Raw genomic sequence first — 19,484 nt, 5'->3', positions numbered from 1 at the left:
GCCGGGGACGTGCTCCCGGGGGCGCCGCCCGGCACGAAACCGGACACAGCGAGCCGCGCATTATGCACGCAATCAAGACCTTGCGCAACTTACCCACAGGCCACGCCTGAACACGCTGACGGCGCCCTGCCCTCAGCGCAGATGCGGCACCACCTGGGCCAGCAGGTGGGCATCCTTCAGTGCGCCATGCAGGCCGCGGGTGCCGGGAATACGCAGGCGCTGCAGCACATCGTCGAGCTTGTTGGGCATGCCCGGCCAACGGCTGCGGGCCAGCTTCAGGCTGCAGGTCACGCGGCAGTGCTGGGCCAGCCCACCGGCCAGCCCCGCCAGGCGCAGCTCGTTGTCGAGGAAGCCGACGTCGAAGGTGGCGTTGTGCGCGACCATCTCGCTGCCACGCAGGAACTCCAGCAGTTCGGCGGCCTTGCTCGCAAACAGCGGCTTGCCCACCAGCATGGCATCGCTGATGCCGTGCACGCGCTGCGCGCCCCAGTCCACCTTCCGCTGCGGCTGCAGGTAGGTGTGGAACTGGCGGCCGCTGAGTTGTCCATCGACCAGTTCCACCGCCCCGATTTCAATCACCCGATGGCCCAGGCGATGCGAGATACCGGTGGTTTCGGTGTCCAGTGCGACGACGCGGCTCACGGCGCGCGCCGGTATGCAGCGGCCGGCATGCGGCAGACAAGGAACGGTAGGGATGGCAGTGCGGTCATGCGGTGCTGGATCCTGTTGCGCGCGCCCCGTGCGGCGGTTGCAGATGAGGCGGGATTGTCCCACGCGGTGCGTCGGCAGGAGCGCGGATGAACACAGCGATGTCGGCATACTGGTGATTCACTGCGGAGGCTCCAATGCGACTGCTGGCCCTCACCTACGGCACCGAAGGCGATACGCGCCCGCTGGTCATGCTCTGCCATGGGCTGATCGCGGCCGGTCATGAGGTCATGCTGCTGGCCGACGGCGGCACCCTCGACAGCGCGAAGGCCCTGGGCGTCCCGCACGCCGCGCTGGAAGGCGACATCCACGACGAAGTGGTGGCGCTGGTCTCACGCGGCAATGGCGTTGCCGCCGCCAGCACCGGGCTGGCACGGATGGCACTGCAACACGTCGCCGGCTGGATGCGCCAGGCCGATGCTGCAGCCGACGGCTGCGATGCGATCCTGACCGGTGGCCTGGCTGCGTTCGTCGGCATGAGCGTCGGCGAGCGTCGCGATCTTCCGGTGATCGGCGCCGGCATGATCCCGCTGACGCCGACGCGCGCGTTCCGCTCGCCCTTCCTGCCGCCCGGACGCTCGCCGGGCTGGTTGAACCGGGCCAGTTATGGCCTGGTCAACGGCCTGATCTGGCGTCAGTTCCGCGGCCCGATCAACGCGGCCCGCCAGCACGCCGGGCAGTTGCCACGACGTTCCCTCTGGGCTGGCCTGCCGATGCTGTATGGCATCTCGCCACAGCTGCTGCCACCGCCTTCGGACTGGCCGGCCGACCACCTCGTGTGCGGCCAATGGTCGGCCCCTGCTGCGCCGTGGCATCCGTCGTGCGAACTGCAGGCTTTCCTCGATGCAGGACCGCCGCCGGTCTATCTGGGCTTCGGCAGCATGACCGGCTTCGAGCGCGAACGTGTGCTGCCGGCGCTGTTGTCGGCGCTGGCGCCACGCCGCGTGCTGCTGTTTCCCGGTTGGGTCGGCGTGCCCGACATGACGCTGCCCGACTCGGTACGGGTGATCGGCCCGACCCCGCATGAAGCGTTGTTGCCGCGCTGCGCACTGGCGATCCACCACGGCGGCAGCGGCACCACGCATTCGGCCTGCCGCGCCGGCATACCGTCGATGGTGATGCCGTTCGCCGCCGACCAGTTCTTCTGGGCCGATCGACTGCAGCACCTGGGCGTGGCACCGGCGCCACTGTCACCCAAGCGGTTGCAGCCGAGGGTGTTGGCCGATGCACTGGCGTTCGCCGAGCATGCCAATACACGCGCACGGGCGGCCGCGCTGGGCGCTGCAATGGCGAACGAGGATGGAGTGGCATGCGGCGTGGCCGCACTCGAGCGGTGGCTCAGCCCAACGTCTCCACCACCCAATCAATGAACACCCGCAGCCGCTGGCTCATGTGCCGGTTCGGCGGGAACATCACGTGCATCGGCATCGGCGGCAGCTGCCAATCGTGCAGCACGGGCAGCAGCTCGCCGCGCGCCACATGCGGTTCGGCCATGTAGCTGGGCAGCGCGACCACGCCGAGGCCGGCCAGGCCAGCGGCCAGATAGGCGTTGCCATCATCGAAGCCGATTGAATGACGCCCCTGCACCTCGACGCGCTCGGCGCCACGCTGCGCGGTGAACACGCGGGCGCGGCCACTGCGTGGGCTGAGAAAACCGACCGTGTGGTGGTCCGGCCCTTCCAGCGCGCGCGGGTGTTCCGGCACACCGAACCGCTGCACATAGCCCGGGCTGGCATGGAAGCCGATCGGCAGGCGCGCCAGCGGTCGTGCCACCAGCGCGGGATCGGCAGGCGCGCCACCACGGATCACGCAATCGACGTTGTCGGCGATGACATCGACCTCGCGGTCGCTGACGCCGATATCCAGCTGGATCTCCGGATAGCGCGCCTGGAAATCCGGCAATGCCGGCACCAGCCGCAGGCGCGCATACGGCCCCGGCACGTCGACGCGCAGGCGCCCGCGCGGTTGTGCGGCGGCCTCGCCCAGCCCCCCTTCGACCTCTTCCAGCTCGGCCAGCAGGCGAGCGATGCGCGGGTAATACGCCGCGCCATCGGCAGTGACGCTGACCCGGCGCGTGGTGCGGTTGAGCAGCCGCAACCGCAGATGCGCTTCCAGCTGCTGCACCAGCTGGGTGACCGTGGTGCGGCTGAGCTGCAGGGTGTGTGCGGCGCGGGTGAAGCTGCCGGTCTCCACCACCCGGGCGAACGCGCGCATCGCTTCGAAACGGTCCATGGCCGCGGCTGTGATTGTTTGGAATTTGCAATCAATCTAGACCGATCATCACGGTTTATCCAGACAGCGACAGCGGGGAGGATGGTCCGCTCCCGTCTGGAATCCGTCCCATGTCCCACCGTGATGTTGTCTTTCCCGCCGGCCGGCAGGCGCTGTACGAGCGCAACCGCTATTCGCCGGCGATCCGATCCAATGGCTTCCTGTTCGTTTCCGGCCAGGTCGGCAGCCGCGAGGATGGCTCGCCCGAACCGGACTTCGAGACCCAGGTCCGCCGCGCCTTCGACAATCTCAACGCGGTGCTGGCCGCGGCCGGCTGCACGTTCGATGACGTGATCGACGTGACCGTGTTCCTGGTCGACCCGGAAACGAACTTCGAGAAGGCCTGGGCGATCGTGCCCGAGTACTGGGGCCAAGCGCCGCACCCGACCCTGACCGGCATCGGCGTGACCTGGCTGTATGGGTTCCAGTTCGAGATCAAGGTGATCGCCAAGCTGCCTGCGGACAGGTAGTGCCGGCCGCTGGCCGGCAACGGCGGGCGATTGCCTGCGCTCATGAGGTTGCCGGCCAGCGGCCGGCACTACCTGGGATCGCAGGCTGGGCGTCGAAAGGCGTGCCGACCAAGCTCGGCACCTACGAGAGCGGAAGGCGGCATCCAGTGGCGTACCCCGCACCTGAACGGGAGGTTCCGACGAATTCCCGAGGTGGCCATTGATATTGTATCCACCGAAAACCGCTTGCTAGCCTCCCCTCCATGCGCCGGATCGCCCGCCACCTTCGTTCGACCCTGCTGATGCTGCTGATGGCGGCATTCGTGGTCGTGCCGGTGGCTGATGTGCTGGCGTGTGCGGTGGAACCGCACGACAGCACCGTGGTGCATGTGGAAGCCGGTGCCGAAGATGCCGACGGTGACACTGACAACGACGGCAAGCACGCCGCTGCCTGCAGCCACAACCACTGCCACCACTCCAACCTGAGCCTGCCGGCGAGCACCTTCGCCGCCTTTGGCACGCCGCAACCGGCGCGCTGGACGAATGCAGGCGATGCGGCGACCTATGCGGTCGCCCAGGACGAACTGGCACGTCCTCCCCGGGCGTGAGTTGAGCGCGTCCCGCAATCGCGGGCTCCCGTTTCACTCACAACCGGAATCCCCCTATGTCGATCCTGACACGTCGGTCGCCGCGCGCGGCCGGGCTGGTCGTCGCCGTGCTGCTGGGCCTGATCCCCGCCGCACAGGTCGCCGCACAAGCCGCACCTTCGTACGACACCCTGCTTGAACGCCTGGACCAGCTGCCCGGCGCCCGCGTCGGCGCGGCATTGGCCGAGGCGGCCGACGCCCGCGCCGACCAGGCCCGGGCGCTGCCCAATCCATCCCTTTCCTGGTCCGCCGAAAACGCTTGGGGCACAGGCTCCTACGGCGGCATGGGCCGGGCCGACACCGTGCTTACCCTGTCCCAGCCTCTGGAGGTCTGGGGCCAGCGCGGCGCGCGCGTCCGCGCCGCCCGCGCCGAGGCACAGGCCGCTGCCCTGCGGGGTTCGCAGAGCCGCAGCGATGTCGCCAGCCAGTTGGCGGCGATCTACGCACAGGCGGAAAGCGCCCTGCGTCGCTACACGCTGGCCGAAGAAGCGCTGAGCCTCACCCGCGACGATGCGGCGGCGGTCACCGCCATGGTCAAGCATGGCCGCGAGCCGCAGTTGCGTGCCGTGCAGGCACAGAGTGAAGTGGCCAATGCCAGCGCCGCGCTGGATGAGGCGCAGGCCTTCCGCGACGCCGCGCTGGCCCGCCTGGCCGGTGCGGCCCTGCTGGATGCACCGGTGCAGACCATCGACAACAGTCTGCTCGATCGCGCACCGCCAGCACCGCGTGGCGCCACCGATGTGGCTCTGGCCGTGCGTGTGGCCGAAGCCGAAGTTGATGCGGCCGGTCGTCTGGTCGACGTCGAGCGCAAGCGCGCCCTGCCCGACCTCAGCGTTACCGCCGCGCAGACGCGTTTCCGCGAGGACCGCGAACAGGCCTACACGCTCGGCGTCAGTCTCTCGATCCCGTTGTTCGACCGCAATCGTGGTGGCATCCGCGCCGCCAGTGCCGAACAGCGCGCGGCCGAAGCGCGCTTGGACCAGCAGCGGCGCGACAGCGAAGCCGAACGCTTGTCGGCGGTAGCGGGCCTGAAGGCCGCCGGCAGCCGCACCCGCGCCGCCGACGAAAGTGTGGTCGCCGCCGAGGAAGCCTATCGGCTAGCGCGCATCGGCTTCGACGCCGGGCGCATCTCGCAGCTGGAACTGCGCAGCACCCGCAGTGCCCTCATCGCCGCCCGCGGCACCGCCGTGGACGCGCGCCTGTCGCGCGTCGGCGCGGAAATCGATCTCGCCCGCCTCGAAGGGCGCGCACCCTTTGTGGAGGCCCGATGAACCTGTCCCGTTCTTTCCCGCTGGTTGGCGGCTTGTTGCTGACTGCATTGCTGGCCGGTTGTTCTGGTAACACACAGGCCCCGGCAGTCTCGGAGCCCGCCGGCAAGGCAACGGCCGACGATGGCCATGGCCACGCCGCCGACAGCACCGACGCCAAGGCCGAAACCGGCAACGCAGCAGATGCCGATGAAGGCGTGGTGCAGCTGACGCCAGAGCAGATCAAGGCATCCGGCATCGACGTGGTGGCCGTCGGCCGCGGCGGCGGTGGTTCGACGCGGCTGTCCGGCCGGGTGGAACCGTCGATCGGTGCACGTGCCTCGGTCGCTTCCACCGTGACCGGTCGCGTGGAGCGCGTGCTGGTCGCACCGGGCACGGCAGTGAAGCAGAACCAGACGCTGGCGATCGTGGTTAGTGGCGAGGCGGCAGTGTTCCGCGCCAATGCGGTTGCCGCCGCCGCGGAGGCAGAGGCGGCGCGCCTGGCCCACGGCCGCGACAAGGCGCTGGTCGAACAGGGCGTGGTCGCTCGCCAGGAACTGGAAACCTCACGCGCGCGCTCGCTGGCGGCGCAGGCGCAGGCCGCCGCCGCGCAGGCACAGGCCGCCGCCAACGGTTCGCCCGACAGCAGCGGCCGCGTGCGCGTCACCAGCCCGGTGGCCGGCATCGTCGGCAACGTGCAGGTCACGCCCGGCGGCGTGGTGGCGGCCGGCAGCCCGGTGGCCGACGTCGCCGATCCGTCGATGAACGAGCTGGTGTTCACCGCGCCACCGGCGCTGGCCGCGCAGGTCACGCCGGGCATGACGCTGGAAGTGACCGTGCCGGGCGGCAGCTTCAGTGCCACCGTCACCGGTTCGGCCGCCGATGTGCGCCAGCAGGGTGGCGTGGCGGTGATCCGTGCCATGCCGGTGGATGCCGCATTGCCACCGGCCGGTTCGCCGGTGTCGGCGGTGGTGGTCACCGACGGCAAGGACGGCGCGTTGAGCGTGCCGGCTGATGCGGTACAGAACGTCGGCGGCAGCAGCGCGGTATTCGTCGCCGTCCAGGGCGGCTTCAAGGTGCAGCCGGTACTGGCCGGCCGACGTGCCGGTGACCGCATCGAGATTCTCGGCGGCTTGAACGGCGACGAACGCATCGTCGGCGCCAACGCGTTCCTGCTCAAGGCCGAACTGGCCAAGGGCGAAGCCGAGCACGGGCACTGAGGACCTTCCATGTTCAAGCTCATCATTGAAACCGCGGTACGCCACCGCTGGCTGGTCGTGGCCCTGGCTGCACTCGTTGCCGCCGTGGGCCTGTTCCAGCTCGGCAAGCTGCCGATCGATGCGGTACCGGACATCACCAACCGCCAGGTGCAGATCAACACGGTGGCACCGGCACTGACGCCCGAGCAGATCGAGCGGCAGGTGACCTATCCGCTGGAAACCGCGCTGGCCGGCATCCCCGGCCTGACCACCACCCGTTCGCTGTCGCGCAATGGTTTCTCGCAGGTCACCGCGATCTTCACCGATGCCACCGATATCTACTTCGCCCGCCAGCAGGTGGCCGAACGCATGCGCGAGGCCGCCGAAGCGCTGCCCGAGGGTGCCTCGCCGATGCTGTCGCCGGTCACCACCGGCCTCGGCGAGGTGTTGATGTGGACGGTGGACTTCACCGCGTTCGACTCTGCGAAGCTGGCCAAGCCCGGTGAAGCCGGCTGGCAGGCCGGCGAGGTCTACCGCACGCCGGAAGGCAACCTGCTGCGCACGCCGGAAGAACGTGCCACCTACCTGCGCACCGTGCAGGACTGGATCATCGCGCCGCAGATGCGCTCCAGCCCCGGGCTGGCGGGCGTGGACACCGTCGGTGGCTACGTGAAGGAATACGGCGTGCATCCGGACAGCGCGCGGTTGGCCGCGCATGGCCTGGGCCTGGCTGATCTGGTGACGGCCCTGCAGCGCTCCAACGTACAGGCCGGTGCCGGCTTCGTGCAGCGCGCCGGCGAAGGCCTGGTGGTGCGTGCCGACGGTCTGGCACTGACCACCGACGATCTGGCACAGGCGCCGGTAGCCACCCGCAACGGCGTGGTGGTGCGGGTGGCCGATGTGGCCGATGTCGGCCTCAGCCGCGCACCGCGCCTGGGTGCGGCCAGCCGCAACGGCCATGAAGCCGTGCTCGGTACCGCGCTGATGATCGCCGGCGGCAACAGCCGCACCGTGGCCCAGGCGGCCGCCACACGGCTGCAGCAGGTGAATGCCTCGCTGCCGGCGGACATCGTGGCCGCGCCGGTGCTGGACCGCAGCGTGCTGGTCAATTCCACCATCAAGACCGTGGCCAGGAACCTCACCGAGGGCGCGCTGCTGGTGGTGGTGGTGCTGTTCCTGCTGCTCGGCAACCTGCGCGCGGCGACGATCACCGCACTGGTGATCCCGCTGTCGTTCCTGTTCGCGGTGATCGGCATGAACCGCTTTGGCATCAGTGGCAACCTGATGAGCCTGGGTGCGCTGGACTTCGGCATCCTGGTGGACGGCGCGGTGATCGTGATCGAGTCGACGCTGCTGATGCTGGGCCAGCGTCGTGCCGAACTGGGCCGTGCGTTGACCGCGATGGAACGCCTGCGCGTAGCGGCCGATTCGGCGCGAAAGATGGCGCGCCCGGCAGCGTTCGGCCAGCTGATCATCCTGCTGGTGTTCGCACCGATCCTCACCCTGGAAGGGGTGGAGGGCAAGACGTTCCACCCGATGGCCGCCACGTTCATGCTGGCCCTGGTGGGTGCCTTCATCTTCTCCTTCACCTTCGTGCCGGCGATGGCCGCGCTGATGGTGCGCGAGCCCAAGCCGAAGGAAGGCGAGGCACACAGTGATGATGGCCAGCACGAAACGAAGCTGATCCGCGTGCTGCGTGGACGCATCGAGCCGATCATCCGCCAGGCCGTCGCGCGGCCGCGCGCAGTGATCGCCGGTGCAGCGTTGATGCTGCTGGTGGGCATTGGTTCGTTCGGCCTGCTCGGCCGCGAATTCATGCCTACCCTGGATGAAGGCAACGTGGCGATGCAGGCACTGCGCGTCCCGTCTACTTCGCTGGAGCAGTCGCTGGCGATGCAGCTGGCACTGGAGAAGGCCATCGCCCAGCAACCGGAAGTGGAAACGGTGTTCTCGCGTACCGGCACCGCCGAAGCGGCAATCGACCCGATGCCGACCAACATCTCCGACAGCGTGATCATGCTCAAGCCGCGTGCGGACTGGCCCGATCCGAAGCTGGGCAAGGAGGCGCTGGTGGCCCGCTTCGAAGAACTGGCCGGCCAGCAGCTGGGCAACAGCTTCGAGTTCAGCCAGCCGATCGAGCTGCGCTTCAACGAGCTGATTTCCGGCGTGCGCACCGACCTGGCAGTGATGATCTTCGGCGATGACTTCAGCCAGCTGCAGAAGGTGGCCGACCAGGTGGCGCTGAAGCTGCGCGCGGTGGAGGGCGCGGCCGATGTGCGGGTGGAGCAGATTTCCGGCCTGCCCACGCTCAACGTCAAGATCGACCATGTAGCGGCAGCGCAATACGGGCTGACCGCCGCCGACGTCAGCGATGCGCTGTCCACCGGCATCGGCGGCACGGCAGCCGGCAAGATCTTCGAGGGCGACCGTCGCTTCGATGTGGTGGTGCGTCTGGATGACAGCGCACGCAACGACCCGGATCAGCTGGCCTCGCTGCCGATCGCCACGCCGGCCGGCGTGGTGATTCCGCTGTCCTCGGTGGCGCGCATCAGCGTCAGCGAAGGGCCGAACCAGATCAGCCGCAACAACGGCAGCCGCCGGGTGGTGGTGCAGGCCAATGTGCGCGGCCGCGACCTCGGCGGATTCGTTGGCCAAGCACAGGCCGCCGTGGCCGACGTGGCGCTGCCGCCCGGTGCGTACCTGACCTGGGGTGGGCAGTTCGAGAACCTGCAGCGCGCGGAGAAGCGCCTGGCCACGGTGGTGCCAGTGGTATTCCTGCTGATCGGCAGCCTGCTGTTCATGGCCCTGCGCAGCGGCAAGGAAGCGGTGCTGGTGTTCAGCTGCGTGCCGCTGGCGCTGGTCGGCGGCATCCTCGCCCTGCTGCTGCGCGGCATGCCGTTCTCGGTGTCGGCCGCAGTGGGCTTCATCGCCGTGTCCGGCGTGGCCACGCTCAACGGCCTGGTGCTGATGCAGGCGATCCGCGAGCGCCTGGACGCCGGTGACGTGCCGATGATGGCCGCGATCAACGGTGCTTCCAGCCGTATCCGCGCGGTGCTGACCACCGCACTGGTGGCCATCGTCGGCTTCATTCCGATGGCGATCGCCAGTGGTTCCGGTGCGGAAGTGCAGAAGCCGCTGGCGACGGTGGTGATCGGTGGCTTGATCACCGCCACGGTGCTGACCCTGCTGGTGCTGCCGACCTTCGCCGCGCGCGTGGCGAAGGTGCGGACGGCGGGCTGAAAGATCACGGGGTCGGATCCTGTGATCCGACCCCGTCTACCGCGCTTCGCGCTCGCCGGGCATGGCCCGGCGCTACCACCGCACGTTCCGGTAGCGCCGGGCCATGCCCGGCGGCGCGGCGATCAGGCCTTCTTGCGCTCGGCAATGTACGCCTGGATCTGCTGCTCCAGCACCGGCAACGGCACCGAACCCTGCTTCAGCAGCGTGTCGTGGAAGCCCTTGACGTCGAACTTGTCGCCCAGCTCCTTCTCGGCCTGCGCACGCAGGCGCACGATGGCGATCTCGCCGAGCTTGTAGCTCAACGCCTGCCCCGGCCAGGAAATGTAGCGATCCACTTCGGTGGTCACTTCGTGCTCACTCAGCGCCGTGTGGTCACGCAGGTAAGCCAGCGCCTGCTCGCGGCTCCAGCCCTTGCTGTGCACGCCAGTGTCGATCACCAGGCGCGTGGCGCGCCACATCTCGTAGGTCAGGCGACCGAAATCCTCGTACGGGGTTTCGTAGATTCCCATTTCCACGCCCAGCTTCTCGCAGTACAGCGCCCAACCTTCGCCATAGGCGGAGATGTAGGCATTGCGGCGGAACTCCGGCAGGTTCTTCTGCTCGGCAGCGATGGCACCCTGCAGTGCATGGCCCGGGTCGGATTCGTGCAGGGTCAACGCCGGCAGGTTGTACAGCGGGCGCGACGGCAGGTTGTAGGTGTTGAGCCAGTAGGTGCCCATGCCACCACGGCCGGCGGTCCAGAACGGCGCGATGTCCGGCGGCACCGGCACGATGGTGAAGCGCGCGCGCGGCAATGTCATGTACTTGCCGAGCTGGCCATCGGCGCGCTTGGAGATCCATGCGGCGCGCGACAGCAGTTCTTCCGGCGTCTTGGCGTAGAACTGCGGGTCGGTACGCAGGAAGGTCAGGAACTCGGCAAAGCTGCCCTTGAACTTCACCTGCTTGATGATGTCGTTCATTTCCTTCTGGATGCGTGCCACTTCATCCAGGCCGATGCGGTGGATCTCGTCCGGCGACAGGTCCAGCGTGGTGTATTCGTGGATCTGCTGCTTGTAGTACGCCTTGCCGTCAGGCATCGCTTCGGCGGCCAGGGTGGTACGCGCCTGTGGCACGTATTCGTTGACGAAGAAAGTGCGCAGTTGCTGGAACGCCGGCACCACCTTGCCGCTGATCGCCGCGCGGGCCTGTGCCTGCAGCTTGGCCTGCTCGGCAGCCGGGACGGTGTTGGGCAGCTTCTTGAACGGCGCGTACAACGGCGATTCGGTCGGGTCCTTCAGTTCGGCGACAGTGGCGATGGACACCTCGCGGCCATCAAGCACCGCACGCGGCACGCTGAAGCCGCGCTTCAGGCCGGCACGCATGTTCCCGGTCTGCTGGTCGAAGTAGCGCGGCACATCATTCAGGCGCGCGATGTAGTTCTGGTAGTCCTGCACGGTCTTCATTTCGCGCCGGGCCATGAAGGACAGGTTGGACCAGAACGAGGAATCGGCGTTGAACGGCATCTCGTAGCCGCGCAGGCGCACTTCTTCGGCCAGGTTGAACACCTGGTCGCGGTAGATCGCGTAGTTGACCTGGTTGTCGGGCGAAAGGGTCTTCGGGTCGATCTTCTTCAGCGCGGCCAGGGTCTGGTCCCATACCTCCAGGCGTGCCTGCTGCGCGGCCGGGCCGACGTCGGGCATGCGGGTGGCATTGGCCGGCGCGTCTTCGTCCTCGCTGGCCTCGCCGCCGCCTTGCTGGCGCCACTTCCATTCCTTCTCGTACAGCGCGCGGAAGGCGGCATCGGCGGGCGACTCGGTAGCCACGCTGGCCGGCGCGACGGCGGTGGGTGGTGCGGCCAGGGCCACGGCAGGGGCAGACAGGGCGATCAGCAGGGCTACGGCAAGACGGGTTTTCACAAGCACAGGTTCCCGGGAAGGCAGACCCCGATCATGGCACCCCGCACCGCGCATGGCATGGGACGAAGGTCCTGCCTCAGTAGATCCACGCCATGCGTGGATGCTCCTGCCGCGGACGCATCGGGCCAACCAAGGTCGGCATCACCCGGGCACAGCGGTGCCTGCGTGGCCGCTCGGGTAGCTGCCAACCTTGGTTGGCACCCGGAGAAAACCAGCGCCGACCAAGGTCGGCATCTACCGGGGCGTCAGTGACTGGCCTTGTCCCGCTTCCAGCCGCGATGCTTGATGTCCAGCTGCAGGCTGTACAACGCGGTGAACGCCGGGAACAGGTTCTGCAGCACGCCCACCGAGTCCTGCTTGGCCGAGAACAGGAAGTAGCTCAGCGTCATCAGGCTGCCGACCACGCTCATGTACCAGAACAGCCGCGGGATCACCGGCTTGCCGGCGCGCTTGGAGGCGACGAACTGGACCAGCCAACGGCCACCGAACATCAACGCGCCGGTGTAGCCGATCAGCTTCCAACCGGTCACATGCAGGCCGGTCCAGTACAACCAGGTCAGCGGCTGGTCCAGCCAGTGCAGCTCCAGATCCATCAACGCTCCTCCACCGCGGTGCGCTTGCTGCGGGTGATCAGCCAGGCCACGCCGCGCAGGTCGCGGATGCCCACCAGCGCGCGGCCCAGGTTGTTGTACTTGGACACGCCGGCCGTACGGTGGCGATGGTTGACCGGCACGCTGGTGGTCTTCCAGCCGGCACGCTGCATCAGCGCCGGCAGGTAGCGATGCATGTGGTCGAAGTACGGCAGATCGAGGAAGGCGTTGCGCTCGAACAGCTTGATGCCGCAGCCGGTATCGGGGGTGTCATCGCGCAGCATGCGCGCGCGGATGGCATTGGCCCACTTGCTGGCCCAGCGCTTGCTGCCGCTGTCCTGGCGGTTGACGCGCCAGCCGGCGAACAACTTCACCTGGGCATCGGCCGCATCACGGGCGTCCAGCAGCTTGGGGATGTCGGCCGGATCGTTCTGGCCATCACCGTCGAGGGTGGCGATCCACGGCGCACGCGCGTGCTTGACGCCGGTACGTACCGCGGTGCTCTGCCCGCTCTGCGAGACGTGGTGCAGCACGCGCAGCTCCGGCGTGGTGGCCTTCAGGCCCTGCAGCACGGCCAAGGTGTCATCGCGCGAATGATCGTCGATGTAGACGATCTCGAACGGCAGCCGTCCGCGCAGTGCAGCGGTGATTTCGGCCACCAGGGGCGCGACGTTGTCGCGCTCGTTGAATACGGGGACAACGACGGACAGCTCGGGTTGGCTCATGGGGGGACTCGGCCAAGGAGGGACAAAGACCGCGCATTTTCCGAAGCCGAGGTTATCCGAAGATGAATCCGGCGGCGTGAGGATCGGTTTTCAGGCGCGATCAGCAAAATACTCGCGGCACCACTGCACCACCGGCGGCAGGCCCTGTTCGATCGGCATGACCGGTTCGTAGCCAAATGCGTCATGTGCGCGCCGGGTATCGGCCATCGTGCGCACCATGTCACCCGGCTGCATCGGCTTGTAGACCTTCTGCGCGGGGCGACCGGCGGCCTGCTCGATCACGCCGATGAAGCGCTCCAGCTCGACCGGCGTGTGGTTGCCGAGGTTGAACACCCGGTGCGGCACCGGACCATCCGCCGGATGCGCGAGGGCGCCGAGAATACCGGCCACGATGTCGGAGACATGTGTGAAATCGCGCTGCATGCGGCCTTCGTTGAACACGTCGATCGAACGACCGGCCAGCACCGCGCGCGAGAACAGCAGCGGCGCCATGTCCGGCCGGCCCCACGGGCCATACACGGTGAAGAAGCGCAGGCCGGTGGCACGCAGGCCATACAGCTGTGCGTAGGTGTAGGCCATCAGTTCATTGGCGGCCTTGGTGGCGGCGTACAGCGAGCGCGGCTGGTCCACGCGCTGGTCTTCGGAAAACGGCGGCGTGGCCGAATCGCCGTACACCGAACTGCTGGACGCATACACCAGATGCTGCACGCCACGGTGGCGGCACAGCTCGAGCATGTTGACGAAGCCGACCAGGTTGCTGTCGACGTAGGCGTGCGGGTTTTCCAGCGAATAGCGCACGCCGGCCTGCGCGGCCAGGTGGATCACCGCAGTCGGCTGTACTTCCTCGAACAGCGCGGCCAGGCCGTCGCGGTCGGTCAGGTCCAGCGTGCGCAGATCCAGCGTCGGGCACAGCGCGGCCACGCGGTCGCGCTTGATCTGTGGGTCGTAGTAATCGTTGAAGTTGTCCAGGCCGACCACCGACTGGCCCGCATCAAGCAGGGCACGGGCGGTGTAGGCACCGATGAAGCCGGCTGCGCCGGTGAGCAGGATGGTCATTGCGGTGAGCCTGGAATTCAACGGTCAATTCAATAGTGATGGCGTCTGATGGTACGCGCAGGGCCTAGAACAGGCCGAAACGCTTCTTGGCCACATTGGTGCGCCCCGGCTGGATGACATCCTGGATGTTCTTCGCATCGAAGCGATCCAGCAGGGTTTCCGAGTCCTTTTTCAGCTTCAGGTCCATCTCTTCCGGGTACAGCGGCACGATCGCCATGAACTCGATGGTGGTGCCGTCTTCCAGCGCCAGCGTGCCGAAGTCGTCCGGGGTCGTGACCGGCGGCAGCACGATGGCCCCATCGAACCCCACGCCCGGTGCATAGGGCTCGGACGGATGGCCGTTGGGAATGGTGTGGCCGAAGCCCAGCCAGGTGTCGTACTCGTGCGGCAGCCGCGCCAGGGTCTTCAACAGACGCACCGGCCAATAGTTGCGCTCATCCTCGAAGGCATCCTGGGTGATCGGCCAATCCGCCGGCAGGGTCACCATCAGTTCCATGTGCCGGGGGGCGTCCACCTCGTCTGGCACGGCCATCGGCAGATCACTCATGCCCGAGGTCACCAGCCGCAGGTACGGGCACTCGTCGGTGGCGGGCACCACATGCACGTCGATGTGCACGATATCGGAGATGATTTCATGGAAGACGCCGGAGATCGGGCCAAGATGGCGCTCGATGTGCGCGCTGATCTCCTCGATGTGCGACTCGCCCTGGGCCGGGGTGAAGTCCTTCTCGCGGCTGTGCACGAGGATCGGGCTGCCGCCCGGGCTGACGTCGTCTACTTCAATGGTCATGTCCTGCTCCCTGGATGAGCCACGGGGCGGAGCGGCCCACCTGCGGTGGACGACGCGGCCTCCGGCACGCGCGGCGGTGCGTTCCCTGCAATCGACGGCATACGGCAGGAACGGGCCGTGCGCCCATGAAGATGCGCCGGGGTCAGCCCTGGCGCGTGCGCAGCCGCTCCAGCACGCCATCGAGCGTGTCCAGGTTGGCGTAATGGATGATCAGCTTGCCCTTGCCGCCACGGCCATGGTTGATCGCAACGGAAGTCCCCAGCACTTCGGACAGCTCGGTCTCCAGCGAGGCGATGTCGGCCTGCTGCACCTTGGCCACCGGCTGCGGGCGGTTGCTCGGCACCTTGCCGGCGGCAAACGCCTGCGCGCGGCGCTCGACCTCGCGCACCGACCAGCCTTCGTCGGCCGCTTCCTGGGCCAGCTTGCTGGCCAGTTCCGGGGCCAGCGTCAGCAGCGCGCGGGCGTGCCCCATCTCCAGCCGGCGCGTTTCCAGCAGCAGGCGGATGGCGATCGGCAGCTCCAGCAGGCGCAGCAGGTTGGACACCGCCGCGCGCGAGCGACCGACGGCCTCGGCGGCCTCGGCATGGGTCAGGGTGAATTCGCTGATGAGGCGCTGCAGCGCTTCGGCTTCTTCCAGCGGGTTTAGGTCTTCGCGCTGGATGTTCTCGATCAGCGCCATCGCGATGACGGTGCGGTCTTCCAGCTCGCGCACCACCACCGGCACTTCGTCCAGGCCGGCCAGCTGCGAGGCGCGCCAGCGACGTTCACCGGCGACGATCTCGAAGTTGCCTGCCGGCAGCTGACGCACCAGGATCGGCTGGATCACGCCCTGCGACTTGATCGAGTCGGCCAGTTCGGACAGCTTGCCCTGGTCCATCTCGCGACGCGGCTGGTACTTGCCCGGCTGCAGCTGGCCTACCGGCAGCTTGCGCAGCACTTCACCGGGCAGCGGCTCGATCACCGCCGTACTGGCCTGCACCTGGCTGACCGCGCCCTTCGGACCGAGCAGTGCGTCCAGGCCGCGGCCGAGGCCTCGCTTCTTGGCTGCAGGCTTGCTGCTGGTCATCAGACAGTCTCCACGGCCTTGCTGGCCTTGTTGCGTTCGTTGTTGCGACGGATGATCTCGCCGGCCAGGCCGAGGTAGGCCACGCCGCCGCGCGAAGCACGATCGTAGCCGACGATGCTCTGCCCATGGCTGGGCGCCTCGGCCAGGCGCACGTTGCGCGGCACGATGGTGCGGAACACCCGGTCGCCGAAGTGCTCGGTGAGCTCGGCCGACACGGCATTGGCCAGGTTGTTGCGCACGTCGAACATGGTGCGCAGCACGCCTTCGATCTCCAGCGCCGGGTTGAGGTTGGCACGCAGCGCTTCGATGGTTTCCACCAGCGCGCTCAGGCCTTCCAGTGCGTAGTACTCGCACTGCATCGGCACGATCACCGAATCGGCGGCGGCCAGTGCGTTGAGGGTCAGCAGCGAGAGCGCCGGCGGGCAGTCGATCAGGATGTAGTCGTACTCATCGCGGATCGGTGCCAGCGCGCGCTTCAGGCGCTGCTCGCGCTCGCTCTGCGCCATCAGCTGGATCTCGGCCGCGGTCAGGTCGATGTTGCCCGGCAGCAGGTCGTAGCCTTCGGCGGTCTGCACGCGCACGTCGGCGGCGCTGGACTCGCCCAGCAGCAGGTCGTAGGTGGAGGAGACCAGCTCGCGCTTGTCCACGCCACTGCCCATGGTCGCGTTGCCCTGGGAATCCAGGTCGACCAACAGCACGCGCTTGGGTGCGTTGGCCAGGGAAGCGGCCAGGTTGACGGCGGTCGTGGTCTTGCCGACGCCACCCTTCTGGTTGGCGATGGCGATGATGCGGGCCATGCGGGTGTGCCTCGTCGACGTGTGCTGGGACCGGTCATTATGCGTACAACCGGGCCCGTGCGGAAATCGTGGATCGCCAACCGCTTGTTCCACAAGGGGCGGGCGGCGGGGTTCAGGGACCTGTGACGGTGACCAGATGGCGTTCACCGGCCAGGCCGGGCACGCTCAGCGGGACCACCTCGCGCACCTGCCAACCGGCCGGCAGCGCTGCGATCTCCTCATGCGGGTAGACGCCTTTCATGGCCAGCAACACGCCGCCGGGGCGCAGCAGGTGACCACCGACGCGGACGATGCCGGCCAGGGTGTCCATCGCGCGCGCGGTCAGCTGGTCGTAGCTGCCCGGCTCGGCCAGCGCTTCGGCGCGCGATTCGGCCACGCGGGCATTGCCCAGGCCCAGCTGGCGCACGGCCTCGCGCATGAAGCGGGCCTTCTTGCCGTTGCTTTCCACCAGGGTGACCTGCAGGCCCGGGCAGGCGATCGCCAGCGGGATGCCCGGCAACCCGGGGCCGGTACCGAGGTCGGCCAGGCTGCCATCGGCCACGAACGGCTGCATCGCCAGCGAATCGAGCAGATGGCGGGTGACCATTTCCTGCGGATCGCGGATGGCGGTGAGGTTGTAGGTGCCGTTCCAGCGGTGCAGCAGCGCCAGGTAGCGCAGCAGCGGCGGGGCCAGCTCGGCGGCCAGGCCCATGCTGGCCAGGCCCTGCTGCAGCGTGTTGGCTACGCCGGCGGGAAGATCGTGTTCGCTCATGCCGGCATTATCGCCGGTTTTCGCCGTTGATTCGCCGATTCACTGCGGATACCAGGCCAATGCGGCGCGGAATTGTCCGCTGGCCTGCCATTCGTGCAGGTGCCAGCGCGCGGCCTCGCCCAGCTCCGGGTCGCACCAGCGCAGGTGCAGGGCGCCATCGTTGGCCGGGGCCAGCTGCAGGCGGTGGAGGCCGAAGGAAATGCCCTGCCCGTGTGCCTTCAGCATCGCTTCCTTGGCACACCAGACGCGGAAGAACCAATGTTCGCGGTCGGCCTCGTCCAGGCCCTGCAGCCAGGCCACTTCGTCGGGATGGAAGAAGCGCTGGATGATTTCCAGCATGCGCGGGCGCGGCCGCAGCAGTTCCAGGTCCACGCCCAGCCGCACGCCCTCGCCCAGCGCTACCAGCAGCACCTCGCCGCTGTGGCTCCAGCCGGTTCCGTAGTGGGCGAGCGCGCCGCTCAGTTCCGGCCGGCCCTTGTCGTCGCGCACCAGCGGCAGCGCATCCGGCTCGCCCCCCAGGGCCTGTGCCAGCACCTGCCGGGCCTGCGGCTCACCGCGCTGGCCGGGGACGTGCGGGCAGCGCCAGACGGTAACCGGACCAAACCGCCAGGGGCCCTCAAGGGTGGCTGGCAGGCTCATCCGCACGCGCCCGTCACAGGATTGCACAGCGGGTTCACGGCATTGCGCGTCAACTGGACGCGGTTATCCACCGGAGAGTCGATCATGGGCATCATCATCTGGCTGATCGTCGGCGGCATCGTCGGCTGGCTGGCAAGCATCATCATGAAGCGCGATGGCCAGCAGGGCATCATCCTCAACATCGTGGTGGGCATCGTCGGCGCACTGATTTCCGGCTGGCTGTTCGGCGGCGGCATCAATGAAGCGATCACCCTGCGCACGTTCCTGTTCTCGCTGATCGGCGCGGTGATTCTTCTGGCCATCGTCAACCTGTTCACCCGCAAGAGCATACGCTGACGCGGCCGTAGTGCCGGCCGCTGGCCGGCAGATGCATCGCAACGGGCCCGGCAATCGCCGGGCCCCGTTCGTTCAACCCAATTCCACCCAAGCCGGCGCATGATCGCTGGGACGTTCCCAGGTGCGCGGCTCGCGGTCGATGCCCGAGGCCACCGCAGTGCCCTTCAGCGCATCGGAGACCAGGGTGAGGTCGATGCGCAGGCCGAGGTTGCGGCGGAAACCCGCTGCGCGGTAGTCCCACCAGCTGAAGGTGCCGGCCTCATCGTTGTGCAGGCGGAAGCCATCGTGCAGGCCCAACTGCAGCAGCTTGTTCAGCGCGCCGCGCTCGGCAGTCGAGGTCAGGATGTGGTTGTCGTTCCACACCTCCGGGTCATGCACATCGCGCGCATCGGGGGCGATGTTGAAGTCGCCCATCACGATCAGCTTCGGATGCCGCTGCAGTTCTTCGGCGATCCACGCGTGCACCGCCTCCAACCAGCGCAGCTTGTACTCGTACTTGTCGGTGCCCACGTCCTGGCCGTTGACCACGTACAGGTTGATCACCCGCAGGTCGCCGAAGGTGCCGGCGATGACCCGCTTCTGCTCGTCCTCGAAGCCGGGAATGCCGATCTGCACGTCCTGCGCCGGCTCGCGCGACACCAGCGCCACGCCGTTGTAGGTCTTCTGCCCGGCGAACACGCTGCGGTAACCGGCGGCGACCAGCGCCGAGTCCGGGAACTTGTGGTCCTCCAGCTTGGTTTCCTGGATGCCTACGATGTCCGGGCCGAAGTCCTTGAGCCACTGCTCCAGGTGCGGCAGGCGGACATTGAGCGAATTGACGTTCCACGAGGCGATTTTCATGCGGGCATTCTACCCGGGTGGGCTTTGGTAGAGGCCGACCTTGGTCGGCGCTTTGCTTCCCGCTGTTGCCTTGGTAGAGGCCGAACTTGGTCGGCGCCTGGGGTTCACGCGCGCCAACCAAGGTTGGCACCTACCAGAACGGGCCGCGCGGGCTGGCCCCTACCGGTAGTGGGGGGGGGGGGGGGGGGGGGGGGGGGGGGGGGGGGGGGGGGGGGGGGGGGGGGGGGGGGGGGGGGGG

At 68.0% G+C, this 19,484-nt stretch carries 19 protein-coding genes; 7 read left to right on the top strand and 12 right to left on the bottom strand.

The annotated features are described in order from the left end of the window. Positions 1 to 132 precede the first annotated feature (132 nt). A complete protein-coding gene (gene dnaQ / locus AC3WTC_RS10655; RefSeq protein ID WP_025878062.1) occupies positions 133 to 642 on the bottom strand; it encodes a DNA polymerase III subunit epsilon in 510 nt (169 codons plus the stop codon). Between the two features lie 203 nt (positions 643 to 845). Between dnaQ and AC3WTC_RS10650 the strand changes: the two genes are divergently transcribed. Beyond that, the gene (locus tag AC3WTC_RS10650; RefSeq protein WP_492711395.1) at positions 846 to 2,078 is read left to right on the top strand and encodes a nucleotide disphospho-sugar-binding domain-containing protein; all 1,233 of its coding nucleotides are present in this window, start codon (positions 846 to 848) and stop codon (positions 2,076 to 2,078) included. Here AC3WTC_RS10650 and AC3WTC_RS10645 read toward each other — a convergent pair. Further along, complete coding sequence (locus AC3WTC_RS10645) at positions 2,047 to 2,940, bottom strand: LysR family transcriptional regulator (RefSeq protein ID WP_099589324.1); 894 nt, start codon at positions 2,938 to 2,940, stop codon at positions 2,047 to 2,049. The two genes, AC3WTC_RS10650 and AC3WTC_RS10645, sit on opposite strands and share 32 nt — an antisense overlap. A 110-nt stretch (positions 2,941 to 3,050) precedes the next feature. On the opposite strand from AC3WTC_RS10645, the gene AC3WTC_RS10640 reads away from it, so the two are divergent. The 5 genes from AC3WTC_RS10640 (at position 3,051) to AC3WTC_RS10620 (ending at position 9,761) form a co-directional block, all read left to right on the top strand. After that, a complete protein-coding gene (locus AC3WTC_RS10640; protein WP_059065633.1) occupies positions 3,051 to 3,449 on the top strand; it encodes a RidA family protein in 399 nt (132 codons plus the stop codon). Between the two features lie 242 nt (positions 3,450 to 3,691). Further along, positions 3,692 to 4,036, top strand: a complete 345-nt coding sequence (locus AC3WTC_RS10635; RefSeq protein ID WP_032976781.1) for a hypothetical protein — start codon at positions 3,692 to 3,694, stop codon at positions 4,034 to 4,036. 56 nt (positions 4,037 to 4,092) lie between these two features. Then, on the top strand, positions 4,093 to 5,346 hold the full coding sequence (locus tag AC3WTC_RS10630) for a TolC family protein (RefSeq protein ID WP_059065635.1): 1,254 nt from the start codon (positions 4,093 to 4,095) through the stop codon (positions 5,344 to 5,346). Continuing rightward, on the top strand, positions 5,343 to 6,542 hold the full coding sequence (locus AC3WTC_RS10625) for an efflux RND transporter periplasmic adaptor subunit (RefSeq protein ID WP_059065637.1): 1,200 nt from the start codon (positions 5,343 to 5,345) through the stop codon (positions 6,540 to 6,542). The genes AC3WTC_RS10630 and AC3WTC_RS10625 overlap by 4 nt, the downstream gene beginning before the upstream one ends. A 9-nt stretch (positions 6,543 to 6,551) precedes the next feature. Continuing rightward, on the top strand, positions 6,552 to 9,761 hold the full coding sequence (locus AC3WTC_RS10620) for an efflux RND transporter permease subunit (protein WP_492711394.1): 3,210 nt from the start codon (positions 6,552 to 6,554) through the stop codon (positions 9,759 to 9,761). A 122-nt stretch (positions 9,762 to 9,883) separates the two neighbouring features. On the opposite strand, the gene AC3WTC_RS10615 is transcribed toward AC3WTC_RS10620, so the two are convergent. The 9 genes from AC3WTC_RS10615 to AC3WTC_RS10575 all read right to left on the bottom strand — a co-directional run bounded on the left by AC3WTC_RS10615 (position 9,884) and on the right by AC3WTC_RS10575 (position 18,070). Beyond that, positions 9,884 to 11,656, bottom strand: coding sequence for a DUF885 domain-containing protein (locus AC3WTC_RS10615; RefSeq protein ID WP_025878076.1), 1,773 nt, complete (start codon positions 11,654 to 11,656; stop codon positions 9,884 to 9,886). 245 nt (positions 11,657 to 11,901) lie between these two features. Next, positions 11,902 to 12,249: a lipid-A-disaccharide synthase N-terminal domain-containing protein gene (locus AC3WTC_RS10610; RefSeq protein ID WP_025878793.1), complete on the bottom strand. Its 348-nt coding sequence runs from the start codon at positions 12,247 to 12,249 to the stop codon at positions 11,902 to 11,904. Then, the gene (locus tag AC3WTC_RS10605; RefSeq protein WP_025878792.1) at positions 12,249 to 12,971 is read right to left on the bottom strand and encodes a glycosyltransferase family 2 protein; all 723 of its coding nucleotides are present in this window, start codon (positions 12,969 to 12,971) and stop codon (positions 12,249 to 12,251) included. The genes AC3WTC_RS10610 and AC3WTC_RS10605 overlap by 1 nt, the downstream gene beginning before the upstream one ends. A gap of 90 nt (positions 12,972 to 13,061) precedes the next feature. Next, positions 13,062 to 14,027 (bottom strand): NAD-dependent epimerase/dehydratase family protein, encoded by a 966-nt coding sequence (locus AC3WTC_RS10600; protein WP_025878791.1) that lies wholly within the window; start codon positions 14,025 to 14,027, stop codon positions 13,062 to 13,064. 64 nt (positions 14,028 to 14,091) lie between these two features. Continuing rightward, positions 14,092 to 14,817 carry a suppressor of fused domain protein gene (locus tag AC3WTC_RS10595; RefSeq protein WP_032976777.1) on the bottom strand — a complete coding sequence of 242 codons (726 nt, stop codon included), beginning with the start codon at positions 14,815 to 14,817 and terminating at the stop codon, positions 14,092 to 14,094. A gap of 142 nt (positions 14,818 to 14,959) precedes the next feature. Further along, positions 14,960 to 15,883, bottom strand: a complete 924-nt coding sequence (locus AC3WTC_RS10590; RefSeq protein ID WP_025878789.1) for a ParB/RepB/Spo0J family partition protein — start codon at positions 15,881 to 15,883, stop codon at positions 14,960 to 14,962. After that, the gene (locus tag AC3WTC_RS10585; protein WP_032976776.1) at positions 15,883 to 16,680 is read right to left on the bottom strand and encodes a ParA family protein; all 798 of its coding nucleotides are present in this window, start codon (positions 16,678 to 16,680) and stop codon (positions 15,883 to 15,885) included. The genes AC3WTC_RS10590 and AC3WTC_RS10585 overlap by 1 nt, the downstream gene beginning before the upstream one ends. Before the next feature lie 112 nt (positions 16,681 to 16,792). Further along, positions 16,793 to 17,431, bottom strand: a complete 639-nt coding sequence (gene rsmG, locus AC3WTC_RS10580) for a 16S rRNA (guanine(527)-N(7))-methyltransferase RsmG (protein WP_025878787.1) — start codon at positions 17,429 to 17,431, stop codon at positions 16,793 to 16,795. 39 nt (positions 17,432 to 17,470) lie between these two features. Next, positions 17,471 to 18,070 (bottom strand): 4'-phosphopantetheinyl transferase family protein, encoded by a 600-nt coding sequence (locus tag AC3WTC_RS10575; protein ID WP_099785896.1) that lies wholly within the window; start codon positions 18,068 to 18,070, stop codon positions 17,471 to 17,473. 84 nt (positions 18,071 to 18,154) lie between these two features. Between AC3WTC_RS10575 and AC3WTC_RS10570 the strand changes: the two genes are divergently transcribed. Next, entirely contained in the window at positions 18,155 to 18,406 is a 252-nt protein-coding gene (locus tag AC3WTC_RS10570) for a GlsB/YeaQ/YmgE family stress response membrane protein (RefSeq protein WP_025878785.1), read from the top strand. 72 nt (positions 18,407 to 18,478) lie between these two features. Here AC3WTC_RS10570 and xth read toward each other — a convergent pair whose 3' ends face one another. Beyond that, positions 18,479 to 19,246, bottom strand: a complete 768-nt coding sequence (xth, locus tag AC3WTC_RS10565) for an exodeoxyribonuclease III (protein ID WP_032976774.1) — start codon at positions 19,244 to 19,246, stop codon at positions 18,479 to 18,481. Positions 19,247 to 19,484 lie beyond the last annotated feature (238 nt).

This window comes from Stenotrophomonas sp. FW305-C-20-S1, assembly GCF_058783335.1.
Note: the sequence above shows the minus strand (reverse complement) of the source record. Positions and strands in the feature narration are given on the sequence as shown.